Origin of the sequence: Synechococcus sp. PCC 7335 (assembly GCF_000155595.1) — a bacterium.
GTDB lineage: Bacteria > Cyanobacteriota > Cyanobacteriia > Phormidesmidales > Phormidesmidaceae > Phormidesmis.
Window position 1 is genome coordinate 63,601 of record NZ_DS989905.1, and the last position, 22,671, is coordinate 86,271.

A 22,671-nucleotide genomic window follows, 5' to 3' on the forward strand; every position below is an offset into this window, starting at 1 on the left:
GGTGTTGCAGTTAGCTAGGCAAAGGCATTCACAGAACCCTGTCCGCCTTCAGCACCGTGTCTGAGTCTTTCGGAGTACACAGCGGCTTCGTCCCGTTTCCTGGATGCTAAGGACACGATGGAACTACCCCAGCTCGTCCCATCGTGTTTCGCGGTGATGACAGGTCGGATGTAACGCTTGCAGATTGTCGTACATATCTCAACCACCTTTAGCTGTCGGCCAAAGGTAGTCTGGCGTTGCTGAATGGCGGTATGAATCCGTGAGGTTCAGAATGTGCCTTCTAGCGTTCGGCCATCAGTTCATACTCTGAATCAGCAACGCCGGTAGTCTTTCTCTATGGAAGTGCTGTCCGCTGCTATTCATGGAGTGTGGCATCTGAAGTGAACCCCCCTGAATTTGGACAGTAAAATGTTCCCACTGCGCTTCGGCTCTGGCTACCTCAGCCACATCGGCCCACTGCTCTGCCCGTGCGGGTAAGGATAGTGACCGCCTGTACGGGCAGTGGAATGACTTTGTTGCTTATTCTCTAGTTTAGCAGGTCGATTATCGGCCTGCAGAATCCTTTCGACGCAATGGCTCTTGGGACTAGCATCCGAAGAATCAGTGATTTTACATCTTGACAAGCACATAGAAACAGACAAGTAGAGTCAGTCAGTGATAGAAAGTAAGCTAAAGAGTAGATATTTTAAAAAGAAATGAAAGGGTCTACGGTACAGCGTCTTGATGCGTAAGCAAATGCCGGTAGAGATCGTTGGTAAACTGATGAATGGCCCCGCCGATGTTCGCTTACCGAAAGACTCTATGCGCATATTGCTAGTTGATGATGATGCCGCCTTAATGGATATTTTGGCCGAGCAATTGATTAAGCAACGCTATGTGGTGGATATTGCCACCGATGGCGAGAGCGCCGAAGAATGTGTGAATCTGTTTTCCTATGATTTCATCATTCTCGATATGGGACTGCCAGACATAGAAGGAATCTCGCTTTGTCAGCGACTGCGACAGCAAAAAATTACTAGCCCCATTTTAATGTTGACAGCTGAAGACAATAGTAAAGCGAAGGTAAAAGCGCTCAATGCCGGCGCTGATGACTATGTGGTCAAACCCTTTGACTTCGAGGAATTGTTCGCTCGAATTAGAGCGCTGCGGCGACGAGATAACAACACTTTAGCGGCGGTGTTGCAGCAGGGCGATCTGCGAGTGGATCCCAACACTTTTGAGGTGTTTTACCAAGATAGACCGCTGCGGGTGACGCCCAAAGAATACACTATGCTAGAGCTGTTCTTGCGCCATCCTAATCAGGTCTTTAGCATAGATGCAATTATTGACAATCTTTGGTCGTTTGAAGATCCGCCCAGTGAAGATGCGGTCAGAACGCACGTTAAAGGACTGCGTCAAAAGCTGAAGGCGGGTGGTGCACCTAAAGATTTTATCCAAACGGTGTATGGACTGGGCTATCGGCTCAAGGCTATCAAGCCAGGAATGGCTGTCACTTTCTCTGCTTCGCAGGCAGCATCGAAGTCGAACCGATCGTCCCAGCCAATGCTGATGCAGGCGATCGCGGCTGCCTGGGAAAAACATCAAAACACCATACAAGAACGCCTCGATGTTCTAGAGGCTACCGCTGCGGCAGTCAAAGCTGGCCAGCTCAGCGCCGAGCTGCAGGCGGCGGGGCGATCGCAGGCTCATAAGCTGGCGGGCTCTATGGGCTGCTTTGGCTTTGCAGAAGGCTCGCGCATCGCCCGCGAATTAGAACAATTGCTAAAGCTAGAGAGTCCTTTGACCCAGCCGCAAGGGCTTCACTTTTCAGCTTTGGTCAGCAACTTGCGCGAGCAGATAAAGCACAGTTCTAGCGCTCAGATCGCAGCGGACGCAACGGCTAGCGCTCCTCAAATTTTGGCAGTCGGTGCGCCATCAGCATTGCATGCAGAGCTAGAGGCAGCGGCAATCGCGGCTGGGCTCAGATGCGCGATTGCCTTAGACTACAAAGAAGCTATCGCGACCGTAAAGGAACAATCCCTAACGGGCTTATTGCTTTGGACAGAGGCAGAGAGTTTTGATGAAGCGGTGACGCTGTTGGCTGCGGTGGCAAAACAGAAGAGTGAGACCTCGACCACGGTGATCACCGACATCCAAGACTTTGGCCAGAGGCTCCAGCTAGTCCAACAGGGCGCTGACGTTCTTCTTAAAGGATCGGCCTCTGCTGGCCACGCCGTAGAAACGGTTCAGCAAGCTCTAAAGGCAGCAGGCAAGTCGCTCAAGGTAGTTGCCATCGATGACGACCCACAAGTGCTAGCACTGCTACAAACTATTTTGTCGCCTTGGGGCTTTCAAACCACGGCGTTAGAGAATGCAGATCGGCTCTTTGACACGCTAGAATCAGTCCGGCCAGACCTGCTGCTAATCGATGTCGAGATGCCTGAGACCAATGGTCTAGAGATCTGCCGCGTCCTGCGAGCGGACGAAAGATGGCAGCAGCTACCCATCTTATTTCTAAGCGTTCACGATGAAGACCATACACAGCATCAGGCATTCAATGTCGGTGCCGACGACTTCATCAGTAAAACAACTATGGCAACAGAGCTGCCAACAAGACTGATCAACCGACTAAAGCGGACGGGTAGAGCTGTGCCGGCGCTGCTGTAGTTTTTATAGTCCAATCTGTTAGCGTTCTTCTTAGCGAATGCGTCCTATACCTTTATGCCAAACAGAAAGCTGACGGAAAAGCAAAAAGAAAAGCAAAGAAACTTGCAATTGCTGAACCTAGAGCAGATTTTAGATCGCCAGCCGCTAAGGGTGTCTCCCGATACAGCGATCGCCTCTGTTATTGAATGCATGGGCATTGTCGATAGCTCGCTGCAGCCAGATGCTGGAACCAGCGAGTTTGAGGCTATCGGTCGATTTAGCTGCGCCCTAATCGTTTTAGCAGATCGGCTGCTCGGTATCTTTACAGAACGAGATTTGGTGCGGCTGGTTGCAGAAGATGCTGACCTAAGTGCAATGCCAATCTCAGCGGCGATGACTCAGCCCGTAAAGGTACTCCGGCGATCGCAGATCGGAACCGTTTTTACGGTACTGAGCTATCTAAAACAGAACCACATTCGTCAGGTTCCGATTGTAGAAGACAGCGGCTCGCTGGTCGGGATAGTGACTCAGACCACCGTGCGCCGCGCCATGCAACCTTTTAACTTTTTGAAGGTGCGGCAGGTTGGCGATGTAATGAGCACAGCGGTAGTGACCGCGCTCCCCGGTCAAAATCTGACCGCGATCGCCCAGCAAATGCATCAGCGCCGCGTCAGCTGTGTCGTAATTACGGAGGCGAAGTGTCAGTCTGGCCAATCGCTTAAGAAACCTATCGGCATCATCACCGAAAGAGACATTGTACAGTTTCAGGCAATGGGGCTACCGCTGTCTGAAACTCTCGCTCAAGCGGTGATGAGCACGCCGCTGTTTTTGGTGACCCCTCAAGATACGCTGTGGTCGGTCAATCGAATGATGGAAGCGCGGCATACGCGCCGACTGGTCGTAGGAGATCATGCGGGTAGGCTAGCTGGCATCATCACGCAAACTAGCCTACTAGAGCCACTCGATCCGCTGCAGATGCTCGAAGAATTAGAACAGCTTCAAACCCTCAGCGAAACCCAGACAGAGCGCCTTAGTCAGGCAAACTTACAGCTTCAGCAGACCAATCAAGTCCTGCAAAAAGAGGTCGATGAGCGGCGGCGTCTAGAGTCAGCATTGCAGCGGGCCAACCAGTTACTAGAAGCGCAAGTAGGCGATCAGGCCGCCGAGCTAGTCAAGGCGAATGAAAGTCTGCGCCTAGAGGTTCAAGATCGTCAGCAGGCCCAGCACGAGCTAGAGCAGTTCTTTGTAGTCACGCCCAATAGTATGCTGTGCATTGCAGGGCTAGATGGCTACTTTAAGCGGATAAATCCCGCTTTCTCACAGGTGCTGGGCTATAGCGATGATGAGCTGATGGCAAAGCCATTTGTGGAGTTTATCCATCCTGATGATTTGACTGCGACGCTGCGGGAGATTCAGCAGCTAAGTGAGGGAAAACCCACGATCTCTTTTGAGAACCGCTATCGTTGCAAAGATGGCCGCTATCGTTGGCTAAACTGGAATGCGATCGCCTCTCCGGCAGAAGGCACTATCTACGCCGCCGCGCGCGATATCACTCAACAGCGTCAGACCGAGCTAGCACTCAAGCGTCAGTATCAGCAGGGTCAGCTGATTGGCAACGTGACCCGCCGAATTCGAGAGTCTCTAGAAATAGAAGAGATTTTGAAAACGGCGGTGACTGAGGTGCAGTCGATCTTGAACTGCGATCGTGTCCTGGTGATCGAGCGCGAAGGCGACGCCAGCGGCCAGGTGATTGAAGAATCGACGCTACCGGGCATTAAGCCTGCCCTGCTTGGTCAACCAGTATCAGGTTTGGCACTGGCGATAATTCCCGATCCTAGCGTGCCGCAGATCTGCGCGAGTGGAGATCTCTCTCAGCATCCTTGTACGCTGTGTAGCCATCAGTTTTTGAACCAGTTTCAAATTCGCGCCAGCCTAGAAGTGGCTATTTATGTGCAAAATCAACCCTGGGGCCTGTTGGTCGCTAGCCAGAACGAAGTAGCGCGACAGTGGCAACCGTTTGAGATCGAGCTGATGGAACAGCTGGCCGATCAGATGGGTGTAGCGATCGCCCAGGCCCAGCTACTCGACAATCTAGAAGCCATCGTCAAACAGCGCACCGCACAGCTCACCCAAACGAACGAACGCCTGCAGCTAGAGATTCAAGAGAGAATCAGCACTGAAAACGCCCTTAAAGAAAGCCAGCAGCAGCTAGGTAATATCTTGAAAACGGCAGGTGATGCCATTATCTCTATTGACGAAGCGCAGCAGATTGTGATGTTCAACCAGGGCGCTGAGAAGATTTTTGGCTACGCCGCCAAAGAGATTATTGGCGAACCGCTAGAGAAACTGCTGCCCGATGCTTTTAGACGAGTGCATAAGCAGCACATTCGCAGCTTTGGCCTTGCATCCGACGCCTCTCGGCAAATGGCAGAGCGTAGCCGAGACGTGTTTGGTCAACGCCAGAATGGTGAAGAGTTTCCAGCGGAAGCCACTATCTCTAGAAGTCAAACCAAAACAGGCCTACTCTTTACGGTGATGCTAAAAGACATTACCGAACGGCGGCAGTCAGAGGCGGCGCTGCGGCGTAGCGAAGAACAGCTTAGGCTAACTACAGATGCGCTGCCTGTGCTGATTTGCTACGTAGATGCAGACCAACGCTATCGGTTTATCAACAAAACCTATGCAGACTGGTTTGGCCAATCGGTAGAGGCGATGATGGGTCGTTTGGTTCGAGAGATTATCGGCGACAGCTACTATCAACAGACTCAGCCCTACATCGAAAAAGCTTTGGCTGGGCAAGCGGTGCAGTACGAGCTAGCGATTGCCGGAGCAGCGGGCGAAGTGATCGATTTGTCTGCTACCTACATTCCTGATCAAGGCGCTGATGGAAAAGTAAAAGGGTTCTTTGGTTTGATTAGTGATATTAGCGATCGCAAAGCTAACGAGCGCCTTCAAAACGAGTTTATCTCGATGGTTAGCCACGAGCTGCGGACGCCGCTCACCTCTATTCACGGTTCGCTCAAGCTGATGTCGATGATGATAGGAGACTCGAACTCCAAAGAGAAAGAGTTAGTGGCGATCGCCCTCAAAAACACCGATCGCTTGGGTCGCCTAATCAACGACGTGCTAGATCTAGAGCGCATCGAGTCGGGCCGCGTTAGCATGACCCGGCAAGACTGCAATTTGGCAGAGCTAATGCAGCATACCGCTCAGGCGATGGCGCCAATGGCCCTTGAGCTAAATGTCAAATTAGTAGTCGAGCCTATCGATATCACTATCTCTCTTGATCCAGATCGCATCATTCAAACGCTGACTAATTTGCTGAGTAACGCGATCAAATTCTCTCCTTCTAGAGCCAATGTGATACTGAGCGCAACAGAACGAGAACAAGATGTTTTGCTCTGCACTAAGGATAGCGGCCCTGGCATTCCCGCCGATAAAACAGAGCTGATCTTTGAGCGCTTTCAACAGGTGGATTCGAGAGAGTCGCGGCGGCTAGGCGGCACGGGGCTAGGCTTAGCGATTTGCAAACAAATTGTGCTACAGCACGGCGGCAAAATTTGGGTGGAAAGCGAACTTGAAAAAGGGAGCGCTTTTTATTTCACGCTACCTAAGTTGCGCAATCAGCTGCCATAGGAAAAACATTACGAAGTGCGTTCGGCCCCGATGACTCAGCGCTCAGCCTCCTCCGCGTTCAGCTCGGACAAGATACGCTGCGCTATTTCAGTCTCTGGGTCTGTCTGTCCGGCTTCGTTCCAGTGTAGCCGCTGATGTCGCAAGGCTACTTCTACACTATGGGCGAAGTCCTTTGGCAAATCAACCGAGGTTACATCGCTTTTCATCACAATATCGCTAATCGAAACAACGCCTACCATCATCCCGTCTTCGACGACAGGCAGTCGCTGTAGCCCTTTGTCGCGCAGTTCTCTAGCCACTGTTGGCAAGCTTAGTTGCGGTGAGGTCACTGCGCAGTCTGACTGCATAATCTCACCGACCATGACATTGGCTGGGTCCATGCCAGCAGCGGTTACTTTATAAACAATGTCTCGCTCGGTGATGATGCCATAGGCACCGCCTGCGACTTCCCGCTCAACGACAAGCGATCGCACCTGTTTTCCTTGCATAAGTGCGATCGCCTGCTGCACCTTAGCAGTGCTCCGAATCGTAAACACGGTCTTGGTCATAATATCGGCAACAGTCCACATAGTGAAACTCCTTGTTTATAAAACGCTAACAGGTGATATGCGGCCACCGTATGCTTCGCTATCTAACAATCTTATCTCCACAACTATCGCTAAATAACTTGGGGAACTTGTGAGCAATACTGTGCGCTTTTTGCTCACAAGTTCCCCAAATTGTTCATCTAACGTTTTAAGTGAAGGGTTTCTGCAAATCATCATGGCTGTTATTTATTTGTTCGATTCGAACAACAGCTTATGCTGGCTGCTCTTCTTACTTCACTATTTACTTCTATAGGGGCTCAAGAACGCAACATGGTCAGGTTCAACACTGCTGTTTCAAAGGGACTGCTTAGTGCAGTTTCTAGCAGCGGTAAGTCTCTTTTTGAAGAGAACTGCTATACCTGTCTCGTTAAACTGGTTTCTCCAGCGCCGTAAGGTATCACGATGAACACCGAACATTTCGCTGACTTCGCCAACTTTCTTTGTCTCCAAGGCAGCAAGCGCTTTCTCTCGAAGGAGAAGACCGCTATGGCATCAATCAGCTTTAGACTGAACCAAAGTAAGTGACGCTGACTAGAAAGGAAACAGCACATGCTATAGATCGCAAAAAACTAGTCCGACCAGTGAAGCAGTGTCTTGATCTGGTCGGCAATCATATCTGGCTCAAAAGGCTTTACCAAAACACCAGCTGCGCCAAGATCTTTAAGTGACTGATGTTGCTTTCGGTCTGCCTTTGCAGTCAGAAAGATAATCGGAATGTCTTGTGTTGCGGGTTTAGAGCGCAGTGCTTGAAGGACTTCCGCGCCATTCAGCTCGGGCATCATCACATCGAGCACAATCGCGTCAGGGCATTCAGATTCGGCCAGCGCGATCGCCTCTGTGGCCGAATCAATCGTTGAAACGACCCATCCTTCACAAAACTCCAACGACAACTTGACGATTGTTAAGATCGAGTCGTCGTCGTCAACCACTAAAATCTGTCGGGTCATTGTTTTATTCAATGGATGTTAAAAGTAAATATCTTAGCAGCTGTGATTTTCAAAGCATCTTTTGAACATAGCGATGCTAGTAGAGCAGGGACTAACTAGCTCTGTCAAGCTGCAACTAGCTAGAGAACAAATACCAGAGGATATTTATTGTCCTACCGCCCATGCTGGCCATGTCCAGCTGCTAGTCTGAGGCTTATCTTCTCCATGCAGACGAGCGTAGCTCACATGGTCAATAATCTCGTTTTGCATTCTTTCTTTCACATAGGCACCTCTCGATCCGAGCTTGGGCACTCGGTTAACGGCATCAATTACCAGGTTAAACCGATCGATTTGATTGTTGATCGCCAGCTCTAGCGGCGTGTTGATATTCCCCTTTTCCTTGTATCCGCGTACATGAATTCGCTCCTGATTAGCGCGGCTATAAACCAGTTTATGGATCAGCCAAGGATAGCCGTGAAAGTTGAAGATAACTGGCTTGTCAGTCGTAAATAGCGTATTGAAGTCTGGGTCAGATAACCCATGATCATGGTCTTTGGGATGAATGAGTTTGTACAAATCGACCACGTTGATAAAGCGCACACGCAAGTCGGGAAACTCTTCTCGTAAGATTGCTGTCGCCGCTAGCGACTCCATTGTTGGAATATCACCACAGCAGGCCATGATCAAATCGGGTTCATCAGGTGCTTTGCCTCTGTCGTCATTACTGGCCCATTCCCAAATGCCGATGCCTTTGGTGCAGTGTCGCACCGCTTCGTCCATCGTCAAGTACTGCAAGTGCTTTTGCTTATCAGAGACAATCACGTTGATATAGTCCGTACTCTTCAGGCAGTGGTTGACTACCGACAGCAAACAGTTGGCATCGGGTGGCAAATAAATGCGCGTCACATCTGGACTCTTGTTCGTCACCAGATCAATAAAGCCCGGATCTTGATGGCTAAACCCGTTGTGGTCTTGCCGCCAAACTACCGAAGAGAGCAAAATGTTAAGCGATGCTACTGGGGCGCGCCAGGGGACGACGTTTTTAGAAATGTCTAGCCATTTCGCATGTTGGTTAAACATCGAATCGACTACGTGAGCAAAGGCCTCATAGGTATGAAACATCCCATGGCGACCTGTGAGCAAATAGCCTTCTAGCCAGCCTTGTAGTGTATGCTCGCTCAGCATTTCCATCACCCGACCCGTCGGCGACAAAAAGCCGCCGTCGGCATCTGCTGGCAGATAGTCGCCCATCCATACGCGGCTAGTTACCTCAAAGACCTCACCCAACCGGTTAGAGAGGGTTTCGTCTGGGCCGAATAGCCGGAAGTCAGTCAGATTTTGAGCGATGACGTCTTTAAGAAAGCGGCCTATCAAGCGGGTGTTTTCTACCTGAGTCTTACCAGGATGACCCACCGTCACTGCGTAGTCTCTAAAGTTCGGTAGCTTTAGCGGCTTACGCAATAGCCCACCGTTGGCCACCGGATTGGCGCTCAAACGGCGATCACCCTTGGGCGGCAGTTCCCTAAGTTCTTCGATCAATCGGCCCGATTTGTCGAATAGCTCTTCTGGGCGATAGCTGCGTAGCCAGTTTTCAAGCATCTGCAAATGCTCTGGGTTGTCTTTTACGCCTGAGAGTGGGACTTGGTGCGATCGCCAAAAATCTGCCACCTGGTGCCCGTCTACCTCATCTGGCCCCGTCCATCCCTTCGGTGTGCGCATGACAATCATCGGCCAGAGGGGACGCTCGGGTCGATGAGTCTTGGACTGGCTACCGGACTGGTCGCCGGCGTGAATATCATCATGCTGGATGCTGCGATCCTCGGCCTGGATCGCGCGAATTTGGCTCACGCAGTCTTCCATCACGCTTGCCATTTGCTGATGGACCAGCTCAGGACAATCTCCTTCTACAAAGTGAGGCGTATAGCCGTAGCCCACGAACAAAGACGATAGCTCTCTATGAGAAATGCGAGAGAGAATGGTCGGGTTCGCAATCTTATAGCCATTGAGGTGCAATACTGGCAGCACTGCGCCATCTTGAGCAGGGTTCAAGAACTTATTAGAGTGCCAGGAAGTGGCCAGCGCTCCCGTTTCAGCTTCGCCATCGCCTACGGCCACCAGCGTAATCAAATCTGGATTGTCAAACACCGATCCATAAGCGTGAGAGAGGCTATAACCTAGCTCGCCCCCCTCATGAATCGATCCCGGCGTCTCTGGCGTACAGTGGCTGCCAATGTGTCCTGGAAAAGAGAATTGCTTGAAAAACTTTTGCATTCCCTCAGCATCTTCACTTATATCCGGATAAATCTCAGAGTAGGTTCCTTCTAAGTAGGCAGGCGCCAGCACACCTGGCGCACCATGTCCCGGCCCGGCCATGAAAATAGCGTTTAGATCGTATTTTTTGATCAGGCGACTAAAGTGGACATACATCAGACTCAAACCGGGGCTGGTGCCCCAATGCCCTAGCAGGCGCGGCTTGATATGCTCTGCGGCCAGCGGTGCTCTTAGCAGCGGATTATCCTTCAGATAAATCATGCCGATTGCAAGATAGTTACAGGCTCGCCAGAAAGCATCTATTTTTCGCAGTTCCTCAGTAGAAAGTGGTAAATTTTCAACGCTGATCTGAGCAGGGACTGAAGCAGTCATTACAGTAAATTTCCTTTTAGTTAAGTGGCCAGTCGTCCAAAGCTATATAGAACGATAAAGAGACCAAGCTGGGCATAAACAACGCTAGGTAAAGGCAGAGCAAAACAGAGGCAAAGTTCAGCCGGAACAAAGTCTGACTCTGCTATAGCTGCGCGTTCACGCTAGTGGCTTTTTCTAGGATCACCGCTAAAAGGCTGTACCCCGGTCTTGGGATAGTCGTCTTGAGCAGGGCTAAAGATACGAAGAGCCGCTTCAGCGAGTGCGCCAAAAAAGCCTGGTTGTTCTTTGAGATCTTTTAACGCCTGATCCACATGCTTTGATGAGAAATCGTAGCCGGCTTCATTCGCCACGCCCACCAATTCATCTTGGGTCGAAGTCTTTTGAAGCTGAGTGATTAGCTGCTCTTCCTTAGCAGCTTTGATGAGAAAGTGCAGTACATTTTCTTTAGACATCATCCATATCTCCCTTAAGTCGCCTAGCGCTAGTCATATGGGCGCTTTTTTAAATGTTCTCTTCGAGTTATAGAGGAAAATCTTGGGGAAGTCGTGAGGATGGCTGCATACCCCTACCAAAGCGCTTGTTGATAGATCATCATAAAAACCCCATATTCTTCTCATACTCTATCGGCAGCGGTTGGCAGCAGGCCTCCTTCGAGGTTTTTTGCGCCAACTCTCTATGAGCATGCGAAACCATGAGAAACAACGTAGTCGAGATTAACCCTTCAGGAGATCTTCGAATCACCTCTCAACGGACTGTAGCCATTAAGACCGTGCATTTTTCTCGTAACGGCAGCATTCAGTGCTGCTACACCAACCACACTCAGCAATTTCAAATTATTCGCATGGCGACTGCCGCAGGTAGCTTCCTCGAAAGAGCGGTGCCGCCCCAAGGGCATGCTTTCTTCGAAGCGGGCTTACAAGACCACCTCGAAGTTCATACTGGCAACCCGATTACGTCAATTCTTGCAGACAGAATTCCATGCGAGCAGCTAGCTATATGGGCCAGCTAGCTGCCCGAAGCGCTGAAACATTCAAACTAGGCTTATAGAGGTCTACCTGGTCCAACTCTATGTCAACAGGAAACGCCAACAACAAGGAGGCATCTAGTGAGAATCCATGTTGATCGCTACCTGGTCGCAGTCCTTCTAGCCCTATCTACAGGACTATTAGCTACTTTAATCCCTGGTGGTTTGATCGAAACCCGCAGCTTTTCACATATTCATTTGTATGTTCTAACGCTACTCAATATCTTTTTAACGCTATTGGGTTTTGTTAGTATAGCAGCCAGCTATTTTGTGCTCCAGGGCAAGCCTTGGGCCTTCACGATCGGCGCAGTCTGCGCAGTCTTGTATTTGCTTGTATATAGCTTAGATCTTGGAGCGATCTTTCCCACTTCACCTGATCCCAGGTCGCTAGGTCTATTTGCCGTTGAGGCCATTGGAATTAGCCTTTCCATACCGCTGCTTATTCTATCGCTCAGAGGCTTGATGAGAGAAACCCAATCTCATCATCGAAGGCATCACCACCTGAGGTCGCGTCGAGCAAAGCCTCGGTGCGAGTAGGTTTCTGCGTGGGATGCGAATGGGTTTCTGCGTGGATAGTTTACCTGGCGATCGCTTTGAGGTAACTGGAGAGGGCTATGCGCCAATTGGCCAAGTGACGTTTGCCGGTCAAGCGGTCACGCCGATACTGTCAGCCCTGAGTAGCCAAAATAAAGGATTCGGCCAGCTGATAGGCTAGGTGCGATCAGCTCTACCTCTACCTCATGGATTGTCCGCATTGCCACTCGCCTCATATCTCGCAGCTCCAGCGCAAAACCCATCTAGGCTATACCATGTTTCGCTGCAAACGCTGTCGCCGGACGTTCAATCAGCGCACAGATACGCCATTTAATTTTGTGGAAGTCCCAACAGACATTATCTTCCAGGTGTTGCTCTGCCGCGTCCGCTATAAGCTCAGCTATCGGGATGTGGCTGAGTTCTTTTTGCTTAGAGGCTTTCAGTTTACCCACGAAACTGCAAGGGATTGGGAGGAACGTTTCCTACCTCATTTTACAGAGCAGATTAGAACAAAGCGAAAGGGCAAAGTCGGCAAATTATGGATGATTGACGAGACTTACGTGAAAGTCTGTGGGCAGTGGTGCTACCTCTACCGAGGCATTGATGAAGATGGCAATCTGGTAGACGTTCGCCTTAGCAAAACTCGCGACATGGCTGGCACCAAAGCCTTCTTTGCTCAAGCCATCGATCTGCACGAGGACGCTCCTGACAAGGTCGCGACCGATGGCTTAGCATCTTACCCACGGGCGATTGAAGAAGACTTAGGTGAGAAAGTTCAGCATGAAGTCCGCCCCTGCACAGCCAATCCAGTTGAACAAAGTCATCGGCGCATCAAACGCCGCTATTATCCAACCCTGGGGTTCGGTGAGTTTGAGGCTGCGCAGAGATTTTGCAGAGCAGTCGATGAAGTTGGCAACTTCCTGAGGCCTCGTAGCCGAATGGCAGAATTCGTGTGCCTTGGCGATCGCAGAGCGCAGTTACTGAAGGGAGTTGAAGAATTGGAAGATCTGTTCCAAGCTTCCTAAACAGAAATAGGGGTAGGTGCGATCACACTACTGATGAGCAGGTGAATTGTGGCTACTCAGTCCTGACAAATTCTTTTATCTGGCATCGCATTACCTCTCAAGTGAGTAAGTGATGGAATATGGGCTGTAGCTATAGCGTTGGCCACTTAGCCGAGGCACAGCTCACAGGCTGAAAGCTTTAAGTGACAGCTTGTGATCGGCAGCATAGAAAGCAAAGCTGCGGAACGTATGAAGACGCAGCCGATCAAAGCAACAAAACTATGTTTTAAAAACCCTCATAAGCTCTTCAACTTGTTGATTTAAGCTGAGCTGCCCCCAAGAGAAATGAAAACATGCTGAACCTTATCCGCTATAGCCAGATGGTTGATCTAGTTGCTATAGACAGTGGCACATCCGAATACTTAGGCCCTATTCGAGACGTCTGGGTCGATGATACCGGGCGCATTGTCTACCTTTCTAGCGATCGCGGCTACATTCCCCTGATTCAAGTTGCAGGCGTCAGCACTCAAGCTGTCTCCACCCGTGGACTGCTGATCCAAAGCCCTCCACTCCTCCATCGTCTCAAAAAGCTGCCGATCGCTGCTTCGACTAAAGATAATTTAGAAGAATTCGACGGCTGGGTAGAAGACTTTTTATTCGACTGGCAGACCGGAGAGGTGACTCACTACATTTTGGCTGGGAAAATTGCTAAAGAAATTGGTGATCGCGCTGTTTTAGCTGCCGAAAAGGTCAAAACAATTACGGCTAAAGCGGTGGTTGTAGAAGATGACGCTCAGGCAAATCTACAGAGCGAAGCCAGCGGGTTGAGAGGCTTTTTGAGCGAAAAACAATGTCAGGTACGGCAGCTCGTGCATGAACTTAGTGACCGCCTCCATCATCAAATTTCTGCTGACGATACCCCACAGGTGGTTCATGTAAAAATCAAAGCCGCTGGAGATGACATCGCGGCCACCAACCACCCCAATCAGCATCTGCTAGCAGAAGCCATTAACTTCCTACACGATCATTGGGAGATTTTACAGCGCTCTGTGCGTCAGGCCAATAGCCGCACTCAGCAGGCGCTTTCTTCTACGTGGAAACAACTCACTACAAAATCATCATGATTCCCCGATTTTCAAACCGAGAGACTGCCGGACAGCAGCTAGCCAAACAGCTTAGCGCCTACGCTAATCGCTCCAACCTGCTGGTGCTGGGTCTGCCTAGAGGCGGCGTTCCGGTCGCTTATGAAGTGGCCCACGCGCTCAACCTACCGCTAGATATTTGCCTAGTTCGTAAGCTGGGCCTACCTGGACACAAAGAAGTGGCTATGGGGGCGATCGCCCCGGGTGGAGTGCAGATATTTGACCGAGGGCTGATCCAGGCGCTGGCCGTTTCAGACGAGATGATTGGGCATGTCGTCGCCCTAGAGCGACGCGAGCTACAGCGCCGCGAACAGACCTACCGCAGGCATCAGTCGGCTGCTCAAATTCTGGGTCGCGAGGTGATTTTAGTAGACGATGGATTAGCAACAGGTTTTACGATGCGGGCGGCGATCACAGCAGTAAAAGCTCAGCAGGCCAGACGGATTGTTGTCGCAGTGCCCGTTGCACCGTCATCAACTTGTCGCGATCTACAAGTAGAGGTCGATCAGCTGGTGTGTTTGCACACGCCTAGTCCCTTTTCTTCTATTGGTCTGTGGTACGAGAACTTTGCACAAACTACCGACGAACAGGTGATCGACTTACTAGCAGCTGCTAAAGCACATAGTGAAGTTGAAAATGCTAGAAGTGTCAAAAGTGTGTAGCGCTCATTCAGCTGCAGTTGGCAGCGTACCCAGCGATAGTAATTGAACCTGATCAAAACTGAGTTGTGTTCTTCACAACTTTCTCAACTTCTCTGATTAATTTCAAGCTGTCATTCTAGGTAGGACTGATCTGCGATGGATTTTCTCTTCTGCTTGAGCAATGCTAGCCTGACTCAGCGAGTCCTGGCTTACCTGTCGAAAAAGTTAAAAAGAGAAATAGACTGCGTTACGGTAATCTTCCTGAATGAGTTTTGGGTTCTTCGCGTCCGGCTCAAAGCAACCACAAGTATCGTTCTCGCCAAAGACTGTCAGGCCGTTCTGAACGAGAATGGGATTCCTTGTCCAACCTCTGTCTATCTCCGACAAGTCGCTAGCGCTCTCGACTCAGGCCATGATCCACGCTCAGTGATGAACGATTATCACGTCACCATCATCTCTCACGGCTCACCTCAAGGTGTAGAAATCGAACATTTTCGAGAGAGATTCGTGTCTGGGTTAGGCTACTGTCCGCCTAGCTTGATCTAAGCTGCCGTCTGGCTTACCAAGGCCGTATTGCGGGCCAATCGTCCATCTTCCATATGGACGAGGCGATCGGCGATATCGAGGATGCGGGTATCGTGGGTAACGAGCAGGATGGTGCAGCCCTGCTGTTTGGCTAATCGCTGCATAACTTCGACGACGTCGCGGCCAGATTTACTGTCTAGGGCGGCGGTGGGCTCATCGGCGAGTACAATTTTGGGTTCGCTGACCAGGGCACGGGCGATCGCGACCCTCTGCCGCTGTCCGCCTGAGAGATTATCGGGATAGTAGTCGATTCTGTGGGCCAGTCCGACTTCTGCCAAAATCGCCTCGGAGCGCTCCCTTCGCTCTGCCAAAGTCAGCTCGGGATGCAAACGGAGCGACATGCCCACATTTTGTCTGACGGTGAGGCAAGACAACAGATTGTGGGTTTGAAAGATAAATCCAATCTGTTGGCGAACGCTCATGAGCTGCTGTTTACTGGCCTGGTAAAGGTTTTGGCCTAGCACCAAAACGCGCCCGGACTGAAGCGATCGCAGCCCTGCAATCAGCGTCAAAAGTGTTGTTTTGCCGCAGCCCGAAGGCCCGGTCAAAATCACAATCTCACCGGAGCAAATGTCTAAATCAACATCAAATAAAACCGGCTTTCGCAATTCACCTTTACCGAAAGCGTGGTTAAGCTGGCGAATGGAGATGACGGGTGATCGAGTCATGGCGAAGCGCTCCAACAACAGATCTAAAAGAATACTGGCCAAAAATACTGGCAAAGAATATCAGCTAAAGATACTGACAAATAACACGGCCAGAAGATACTAAAAACAACAGCTTTAAAAGACATCGGCGGGATCAGCAGCATTCAGCTTACGCATCGAAATAGCGGCTGAGGCCAAACACATGCCAACCGTTGCCGTAAAGACTTGCACCGCAACACCTAGCCTCATTCCCAGCGGAATTTTGGTCAAAAAGGCCAGCAGCTCGTACATGCCGATCGAAATGCCATAGCCAGGGATAAAGCCCAGCAGCGCCAGAATAATCGCTTCTTGAAAAACAACGTTTAGCAGCTGCCGATCTGAATAGCCCATGGCCTTGAGGGTGGCATACTCAGGTAGATGATCGTTGACGTCGGAATACAGCACCTGATTGACAATCACAACGCCCACCACCAGGCCCATAATGGCGCCAAAGCTGAAGATAATGCCCGCCGCATCTTTGCGCCAAAAGGCAATCTCGGTTTTGATAAATTCTTCGGGGGTGACGACTTTGACCGACTCGGGCAGTCGGGCATTGAGCGTTTGTTGAACCGTTTCTAAATCCGCCTCCGGTTCTAGCGTTAGCGCGCCCAAGTTAACGACGTTGAGAGAGTCTGAGCCGATTAGCCGTTGATATGTCCAGTCGCTGGCGATCAGGTGCCCATAGGTAAAGATACTGCTGCCTAGCGTAAACAAGCCGCCGACCCGCACCCGGTATCCCGAAATCTCGGTGGTGACTTCGCCGCCTTGGTCTATGGTTTCGGCAACCGGGCCGATTTTGGGCTGCGCTTTTCTATCGAGTAAGACAACATTCGGCAGCTTGATTTGGTCGATCTGCTGGCTGACTTCGGGTAGGTCTAGAACCGGACGCTCAGGATCAAAGGCCAGCACCATGACGGCGGTGCTCTCTCTATCCCAGGGGTTGATCCAATCCGCGCTGCCAAGATAGAGCGGATTAGCAGCGGCAACGCCTTCGATCGCATCTGCCTGATACAGATGTCGGCGCGAGAACGGCTGGCCTACATACAGCGCTTCGGTGCGCTGCTCTAGCAACACCAAGTCGACTTGCAGATGCCGATGCACGAAGGTAGAGCCTTCCAAAAACATTTCTTGGAATCCCAGCATGGTGAAAATTAAAATATCGGCAAAGGCCACCCCCGTCAGCGCCACCAGCAGCCGTACTTTTTGATGACTCAGCTGCGCCCATCCCAGCGGCGGCTCCTGATTAGACTGCTTGAAAAAGTTCTTTAGAAGAAAGCGTTTCATAATTCACCTAACGGGCGCTCTAGGTCGATCTCAATGCGAACTTGCAAGTTGGTGAGCGCGGCGACTTTGTCGTTGTCTTCAGGGTCGATGCGAACTTTCACCTCGACCACCCGAGCGTCTTTATCAGCAGCGGGATCAGCGCCTAAAACGTCTTGTTTGTTGATCTGCATGCCAATCTGCTCGACAACGCCATGAATTTCGCCTTCAAAGCCCCCGTGCTCGCTGACGATGGTGGCTCGCTGCCCGAGCTGTACAAGACTGACATCGGTTTCGTACACTTTGGCGATCGCAGTCATTTGATTGGTTTGTCCTAGCTCGACGATGCCTTCACTAATGTTGACCTGCTCGCCGATATGAGTGTTGATCTTCAAGATCTGACCTGCCCTCGGTACGCGCACATACAGATCTTCTAGCTCAGCCTCAATTCGCTTGACCTGGGCGATCGCATAGTTCAGCTCGGCCTGCGCCACCTGAAGATCTACCGGGCGCACTTCTTGGAGCCTAGCGAGCAAAGCCTGCTCCTGCCGTAGCTGTGCCTGTAGCGTAGACACGGTATTTGCCAATCGGGCTTTGGCCACATTCAAGCTCGCCTGAGCGGTCTCAAACACTTCTCGTCGGTCGTCTAGCACCGCTGTTTCGACGGCACCTTGCTGATGTAGCTGCTCGTATCGATAGTAGTTCTGTTCCGCATTTTGCAGCGCGGCTTGGGCGCGGACTTGTTCAGCCTGTCGCTCAGCCGTTTCAGTTTGCAGCCGGGACGCTAGCTGAGTGAGCACCGCTTGCTGAGCAGCAATATCAGCCAGTTTGGCCTCACCTGTTCTAGCCTGCACTTGTTTCGCCCAATAGATAGCCGCATTCTGTTGCGCCGCTGCTAGCTCGGCCTGTTTCTTATCGAGCCCTTGAAGAACAGCAATAATCTCTTCGGCATCCACCCAATCGCCTTCTTCGACCAAGATTTGATTCACTCGGCTATCGGCGGCGTTGGGCACCGACAGCTTGACGACTTCGCCTTGGGGCTCTAAGCGGCCTAGCGCAGTGACCGCCCTAGCCGGAGCAATCTCAGTGGTAGGATCTGGGCTAACGCCCCGATTAAAAGCAGAAGAAAGAACAACATAAGTCCCGACCGAGCCTAGCAGCAAAGCCGCGATCGCAGCCGCTAGCCAAGGGCGAGCTGATGGCTTAGAGAGAGTACTACCCATCTCAAAAACTCCTTAATGTTAGGTGTTGTTGACTTTGCTGTTTATCTTGATGTTTATCTTGAGGTGTTGTTGATTTTGTTAACGGATTGCGATTTCTCTTTCGATATTCTCTAAAGTAGATGTATCTAAAGCAAATATGTCTCAAGCAAATAATGGTGAGATCCGCCTGGGTTTAGTTTCAACAACCTCAAGGTAGGCAGATTATTTGAGGATCCTGTGTGGACGGGCCAAAGCAAGGGTAGAGGCTATGCAAAAGGTAAAAGAGGCGGATATTCTACAGCGCTATGCGGCTGGCGAAAGAGACTTCAGCCAAATCGACGTGAGCGGTGCCAACCTGACGGGTAGCAAGCTGAGCGGCGCTAATTTGATTCGGAGCGATCTATCGGCGGCTCGTCTGGTTTCGGCTAACTTGAGCGGTGCTTTTTTGGTGATGGCGAATCTGCGCGGGGCTGATTTACAGCGTGCCACCCTGATTGTGACTAATCTCAGTGGGGCTAATCTGCAAGCGGCCAATCTCAGTGAGGCCAATCTCTTTGAAGGCGTTCTTACCGGGGCGAACTTATCGCAGGCGACGCTATCGGCGGCCACTCTCAACGGCGCTGTGATGGCGGGGGTGAATCTGTCTGGGGCCAATCTTCAGCAGGCGGATTTGCAGGGCGCCAACCTATACGGGGCTAATTTGCAAGACGCGGATCTGCGCGGGGCTGACTTGAGTAAAACAAACCTACGCGAAGCTAACTTGAGCCGGGCGAAGCTGCCTGAATGAGATCACAAGCTGTCAAAGAAAGGAGAAACCACTATGAACGTCGATTACTTGCTAGCCCAATATGCCGCGGGCGATCGCCAGTTTGAATCGGCGGATCTCACTGGCGCTAGTCTGTATCGAGCCCACCTTGAAGGGATTGGGCTGCCAGGGGCGAACCTAGTAGGGGCCAATCTTAGCGGGGCGAGTCTCTCTAGCGCCAACTTGAACAAAGCGAACCTGATTGGGGCCAATCTCAGCGGCGCTGATCTAAGAGCCGCAGACTTAAGCGGGGCCACCCTAATTGGGGCTAATCTCAGCGGGGCCAAGCTAGGCGAAGCTAATTTGGCGGACATTACGATTAGTGGCGCCAACCTGGGCGGCGCTAACCTCAGTAAGGTCAATCTCAGCGGTGCGGTGCTGGCAAGCGCGAACCTATCCGGCGCGATCTTGAATGCGACACGACTGCAGGCAGCTAACATGTCAGGGGCTAATCTTAGTCATGCGAGCTTGGTTGAGGCCGATCTTAGCCAGGCCAACTTACAGGGCGCTAATCTCGCAGGTGCGAACTTACACCAGACTATTCTCACCAATGCAGTGCTCGACAATGCCAATTTGAGCGGTACTAGCTTACAAGGTGCCGCGCTTGCAGCTAAATCTTAGCGACGTAGATCTAGGAGTCTCTGAACTTTGTTTGATGCTCACGACATGACTTCTTTGCCACTACAAGAATGGCTACAAGATCATCTCTCACTTATTTCCGCCCTGAAAAGCTTTGCTGAGCTGTACCACCAGGCCAGCTCAATGAGTCATCTAGATGGGCAATCGCTAGAGAATCGCAGTCCTCACATGATTCGGAAAATCATGCCGCTGATGAGGTGGTTCTACACCTATTACTACCGCGTAGAAACAGATGGCTGGGAACATATTCCCAACGGCGAACCAGTGATGCTGGTCGGTTCTCACAACGGTGGCATCGCCTCTCCCGATATGTACATGATGATGTACGACTGGTTTCGTCGCTTTGGCCCAGAGAAACCGCTGTACGGGCTGATGACGCCTACCATTTGGAAAGCCTGGCCGACAATGGCTCACTTAGAAGCTCAACTGGGAGCTATCCAAGCAAAACCTCAGCTAGCGATCACGGCCCTTCGTCGCAACACTAGCATTGCGGTTTACCCCGGTGGCATCCAAGATATGTTTCGACCTTATGACATGCGCCACAAGATTTACTTTCATAACCGCAAGGGCTTCGTTAAGCTAGCAATCAAAGAAGCTGTTCCAATTGTTCCGATGATTTCTGATGGAGCACATTCTACCCTAAGGGTCCTAACAGACATCTACCCGCAGCTAAAATGTCTCCACAAACAAGGGGTAATAACTTGGCCTCTAGACATAGATCCTCAAGTTTTTCCGATCTATCTCGGACTGCCTTGGGGATTAGCCATTGGCCCACTTCCCAACATTCCTCTACCCGTCAAAATCCATACGCGCATCTGCAAACCCATCCGGTTTGAGCGGACAGGCACTAAGGCGGTACGAGACTTAGACTACGTCAATAGCTGCTATGAACAAGTGTTGCTCAAAATGCAGCGATCACTGGATGACTTGGTCACAGAGCATCTACCCTAAATCTACCCTAGATATATAGCCAGATACAGCCAGCCAGGCCCTATCTTCCTCACAACTTCTTCAGCTTCTCTTTCTAAGCTCTAAATAGAGTTGAATAAACTGTTCAATTCTATTCGTATAATCTTTTGGAGAATGTGATATGGCTATTAAACGTTGGCATCCTTTTGGTGAAATCAAGCGTTGGGAACCATTCGGCGAAATTGATACGCTTCGCCAGGAAATGAATCGACTGCTAGAGCAGTTTACGCCAAACGGTTTGGGCGAGAGCAACGGGTTTGCTTTTGTGCCTTCTGCCGAGCTAGAAGAGACAGAGAGCGAGGTGCTTTTGAAGCTCGAAGTGCCCGGTATGAAGGCAGAAGACCTAGACATTGAGGTTATGGACGAAGCGGTCAGGGTGAAAGGCGAACGTAAATCTGAAACTAAAACCGAGGAGGAAGGAGAGCGACGTTCTGAGTTTTACTATGGCGAGTTTCAGCGCGTCATTCCGATGCCTAAGCGCGTAGAGAAAGATCAGGCCGTCGCTGAGTATAAGGACGGCGTGTTGAGGCTAACGCTGCCGAAAGCGCCCGAAGAAACTAACGAATCCGTGAAAATCAAGGTCGCCTAGATGCTGCGATATAAAATTGGCCCTGTGAGTTATCGTACTCGCAGGGCCAATTCTTATACTTTGTAGCAATGTACCAATGTACAGAGCAAAGTACAGAGCAAAAGCTATCTCTAGCTGAAAAACTTGCTGATGTCGTCATTACTCACCGTATTTAGCGCTACTGACTTTCCCCCTAAACACGACGTACTGATAGATGTTGTAAAACAACATAATTGGAATCAAGAAGCCTACAAAAATAAGCATGAATACCAGAGCGCTAGGCGATGCTGCTCCCTGATATATCGTGATTTTGGTTGGAATAATGTAGGGAAACACAATTAAGCCGATGCCCAGAAACGACAGCAAAAACAACAGCAGCGTCCAAATAAAGGGCGTGTTTTCGGCTTTTGCGAATAGGCTGCGTAAGAGTAGCCCAATCAATAAAACGGCCAGTAATGGAATGGCGACAAATGCAAATGTTAGGTTACTACTCAAAAGCTTGACTCTTAGCCCTTCTGAGAAGATCGGCGTAGTGATGGTAATCAGTAGAGCGCCTGCTAAGGTCGTAAACGCTGCGATCTTTGCTGTGCGGTAATGAGTCTCTTGCAGTTCACCCTCTGTTTTTAGGATGAGGTACGTAGAGCCAATCAGAACATAGCCCTGTATTAAGGTGAGCGCAACCAGCAGCGATCGCCAATTAAGCCAATCCCAAACACCGCCAGTAAAATGCCCCGCACTATCGACCTGAATCCCAGAAAGCACGCTACCTAATGCAAATCCCTGACTCATCGCGGCAACAAAGCTAGCGACGCCAAAGGCATTGTTCCAAAACCGCTTGCGTCGCGATAGTTCTCTGAACTCAAAGGCAACGGCTCGAATACTCAGCGCAAAGATCATAGTCAGAATAGGAATATAGAGCGCACTGAGAATAGTGGCATAAGCGACTGGAAATGCACCGAACAAAGCCCCTCCCATCAGCACCAACCAGGTTTCGTTAGCATCCCACACATTGCTAAGGCTAGTCATCAGCATGCCACGCTTTTCCTCACCATCAGCACTCAAAGAGAGAATGCCTACCCCTAAATCGAACCCATCTAAAATGACATAAAGGAACAGAAACAAGGCTAAAATAAAAAACCAAACCTGGGGCAAAAAGTAATCAAGCGTTTCCATTGAATGTTTTCGATATATGACT

21 protein-coding genes and 1 pseudogene are annotated in these 22,671 nt (G+C 50.6%); 12 read left to right on the forward strand and 10 right to left on the reverse strand.

Going from position 1 to position 22,671, the window contains the following annotated elements; all coding sequences use genetic code 11:
• Window positions 1-723: 723 nt before the first annotated feature.
• Together S7335_RS20100 and S7335_RS26270 are read left to right on the forward strand one after the other, a co-directional pair.
• Window positions 724-2,646, forward strand: a complete 1,923-nt coding sequence (locus S7335_RS20100) for a response regulator (RefSeq protein WP_006457957.1) — start codon at window positions 724-726, stop codon at window positions 2,644-2,646.
• 54 nt (window positions 2,647-2,700) lie between these two features.
• Window positions 2,701-6,261: a PAS domain S-box protein gene (locus S7335_RS26270; RefSeq protein WP_006458239.1), complete on the forward strand. Its 3,561-nt coding sequence runs from the start codon at window positions 2,701-2,703 to the stop codon at window positions 6,259-6,261.
• A 35-nt stretch (window positions 6,262-6,296) separates the two neighbouring features.
• Here S7335_RS26270 and S7335_RS20110 read toward each other — a convergent pair whose 3' ends face one another.
• The 5 genes and pseudogenes from S7335_RS20110 to S7335_RS20125 form a co-directional block, all read right to left on the reverse strand.
• The gene (locus tag S7335_RS20110; RefSeq protein WP_006458372.1) at window positions 6,297-6,830 is read right to left on the reverse strand and encodes a CBS domain-containing protein; all 534 of its coding nucleotides are present in this window, start codon (window positions 6,828-6,830) and stop codon (window positions 6,297-6,299) included.
• A 312-nt stretch (window positions 6,831-7,142) separates the two neighbouring features.
• A pseudogene (locus tag S7335_RS29550) lies at window positions 7,143-7,307 on the reverse strand (helix-turn-helix domain-containing protein); the annotation flags it as partial.
• Window positions 7,308-7,417: 110 nt separating this feature from the next.
• The gene (locus S7335_RS20115; protein ID WP_006458401.1) at window positions 7,418-7,795 is read right to left on the reverse strand and encodes a response regulator; all 378 of its coding nucleotides are present in this window, start codon (window positions 7,793-7,795) and stop codon (window positions 7,418-7,420) included.
• 144 nt (window positions 7,796-7,939) lie between these two features.
• A complete protein-coding gene (locus S7335_RS20120) occupies window positions 7,940-10,417 on the reverse strand; it encodes a phosphoketolase (RefSeq protein ID WP_006458110.1) in 2,478 nt (825 codons plus the stop codon).
• Window positions 10,418-10,578: 161 nt separating this feature from the next.
• Window positions 10,579-10,869: a Nif11-like leader peptide family natural product precursor gene (locus S7335_RS20125; protein WP_006458005.1), complete on the reverse strand. Its 291-nt coding sequence runs from the start codon at window positions 10,867-10,869 to the stop codon at window positions 10,579-10,581.
• A gap of 239 nt (window positions 10,870-11,108) precedes the next feature.
• On the opposite strand from S7335_RS20125, the gene S7335_RS20130 reads away from it, so the two are divergent.
• Both S7335_RS20130 and S7335_RS20135 read left to right on the forward strand, forming a co-directional pair.
• Window positions 11,109-11,426 carry a DUF1830 domain-containing protein gene (locus tag S7335_RS20130; RefSeq protein ID WP_006458281.1) on the forward strand — a complete coding sequence of 106 codons (318 nt, stop codon included), beginning with the start codon at window positions 11,109-11,111 and terminating at the stop codon, window positions 11,424-11,426.
• Window positions 11,427-11,522: 96 nt separating this feature from the next.
• The gene (locus S7335_RS20135; RefSeq protein ID WP_006458317.1) at window positions 11,523-11,978 is read left to right on the forward strand and encodes a hypothetical protein; all 456 of its coding nucleotides are present in this window, start codon (window positions 11,523-11,525) and stop codon (window positions 11,976-11,978) included.
• Between the two features lie 116 nt (window positions 11,979-12,094).
• On the opposite strand, the gene S7335_RS28530 is transcribed toward S7335_RS20135, so the two are convergent.
• Complete coding sequence (locus tag S7335_RS28530; protein ID WP_198011486.1) at window positions 12,095-12,238, reverse strand: hypothetical protein; 144 nt, start codon at window positions 12,236-12,238, stop codon at window positions 12,095-12,097.
• Window positions 12,239-12,250: 12 nt separating this feature from the next.
• Here S7335_RS28530 and S7335_RS20140 point away from each other — a divergent pair, with 12 nt between their 5' ends.
• The 4 genes from S7335_RS20140 to S7335_RS20155 all read left to right on the forward strand — a co-directional run bounded on the left by S7335_RS20140 (window position 12,251) and on the right by S7335_RS20155 (window position 15,308).
• Complete coding sequence (locus S7335_RS20140; RefSeq protein ID WP_006457764.1) at window positions 12,251-13,000, forward strand: IS6 family transposase; 750 nt, start codon at window positions 12,251-12,253, stop codon at window positions 12,998-13,000.
• Between the two features lie 332 nt (window positions 13,001-13,332).
• A complete protein-coding gene (locus tag S7335_RS20145) occupies window positions 13,333-14,103 on the forward strand; it encodes a hypothetical protein (RefSeq protein WP_006458262.1) in 771 nt (256 codons plus the stop codon).
• The gene (locus tag S7335_RS20150) at window positions 14,100-14,783 is read left to right on the forward strand and encodes a phosphoribosyltransferase (protein ID WP_038019288.1); all 684 of its coding nucleotides are present in this window, start codon (window positions 14,100-14,102) and stop codon (window positions 14,781-14,783) included. Before S7335_RS20145 ends, S7335_RS20150 begins: the two co-directional genes overlap by 4 nt.
• A 135-nt stretch (window positions 14,784-14,918) precedes the next feature.
• On the forward strand, window positions 14,919-15,308 hold the full coding sequence (locus S7335_RS20155) for a hypothetical protein (RefSeq protein WP_038019290.1): 390 nt from the start codon (window positions 14,919-14,921) through the stop codon (window positions 15,306-15,308).
• On the opposite strand, the gene S7335_RS20160 is transcribed toward S7335_RS20155, so the two are convergent.
• From S7335_RS20160 to S7335_RS20170, 3 genes are all read right to left on the reverse strand, one after another.
• Window positions 15,305-16,015, reverse strand: a complete 711-nt coding sequence (locus S7335_RS20160; protein ID WP_006457769.1) for a DevA family ABC transporter ATP-binding protein — start codon at window positions 16,013-16,015, stop codon at window positions 15,305-15,307. The two genes, S7335_RS20155 and S7335_RS20160, sit on opposite strands and share 4 nt — an antisense overlap.
• Before the next feature lie 114 nt (window positions 16,016-16,129).
• Complete coding sequence (gene devC / locus S7335_RS20165; protein ID WP_006457889.1) at window positions 16,130-17,317, reverse strand: ABC transporter permease DevC; 1,188 nt, start codon at window positions 17,315-17,317, stop codon at window positions 16,130-16,132.
• On the reverse strand, window positions 17,314-18,516 hold the full coding sequence (locus S7335_RS20170; protein ID WP_006458106.1) for an HlyD family efflux transporter periplasmic adaptor subunit: 1,203 nt from the start codon (window positions 18,514-18,516) through the stop codon (window positions 17,314-17,316). Before S7335_RS20170 ends, devC begins: the two co-directional genes overlap by 4 nt.
• A 247-nt stretch (window positions 18,517-18,763) precedes the next feature.
• On the opposite strand from S7335_RS20170, the gene S7335_RS20175 reads away from it, so the two are divergent.
• From S7335_RS20175 to S7335_RS20190, 4 genes are all read left to right on the forward strand, one after another.
• Window positions 18,764-19,282, forward strand: a complete 519-nt coding sequence (locus S7335_RS20175) for a pentapeptide repeat-containing protein (protein ID WP_006458289.1) — start codon at window positions 18,764-18,766, stop codon at window positions 19,280-19,282.
• A 33-nt stretch (window positions 19,283-19,315) separates the two neighbouring features.
• Window positions 19,316-19,921 carry a pentapeptide repeat-containing protein gene (locus S7335_RS20180; protein WP_006458223.1) on the forward strand — a complete coding sequence of 202 codons (606 nt, stop codon included), beginning with the start codon at window positions 19,316-19,318 and terminating at the stop codon, window positions 19,919-19,921.
• Window positions 19,922-19,966: 45 nt separating this feature from the next.
• The gene (locus S7335_RS20185; RefSeq protein WP_038019292.1) at window positions 19,967-20,890 is read left to right on the forward strand and encodes a lysophospholipid acyltransferase family protein; all 924 of its coding nucleotides are present in this window, start codon (window positions 19,967-19,969) and stop codon (window positions 20,888-20,890) included.
• Window positions 20,891-21,029: 139 nt separating this feature from the next.
• Window positions 21,030-21,497 (forward strand): Hsp20/alpha crystallin family protein, encoded by a 468-nt coding sequence (locus tag S7335_RS20190; protein ID WP_006457852.1) that lies wholly within the window; start codon window positions 21,030-21,032, stop codon window positions 21,495-21,497.
• Window positions 21,498-21,635: 138 nt separating this feature from the next.
• Here the strand turns inward: S7335_RS20190 and cydB are convergent, their stop codons facing one another.
• Window positions 21,636-22,649, reverse strand: coding sequence for a cytochrome d ubiquinol oxidase subunit II (gene cydB, locus S7335_RS20195; RefSeq protein WP_006458225.1), 1,014 nt, complete (start codon window positions 22,647-22,649; stop codon window positions 21,636-21,638).
• Window positions 22,650-22,671: the final 22 nt, after the last annotated feature.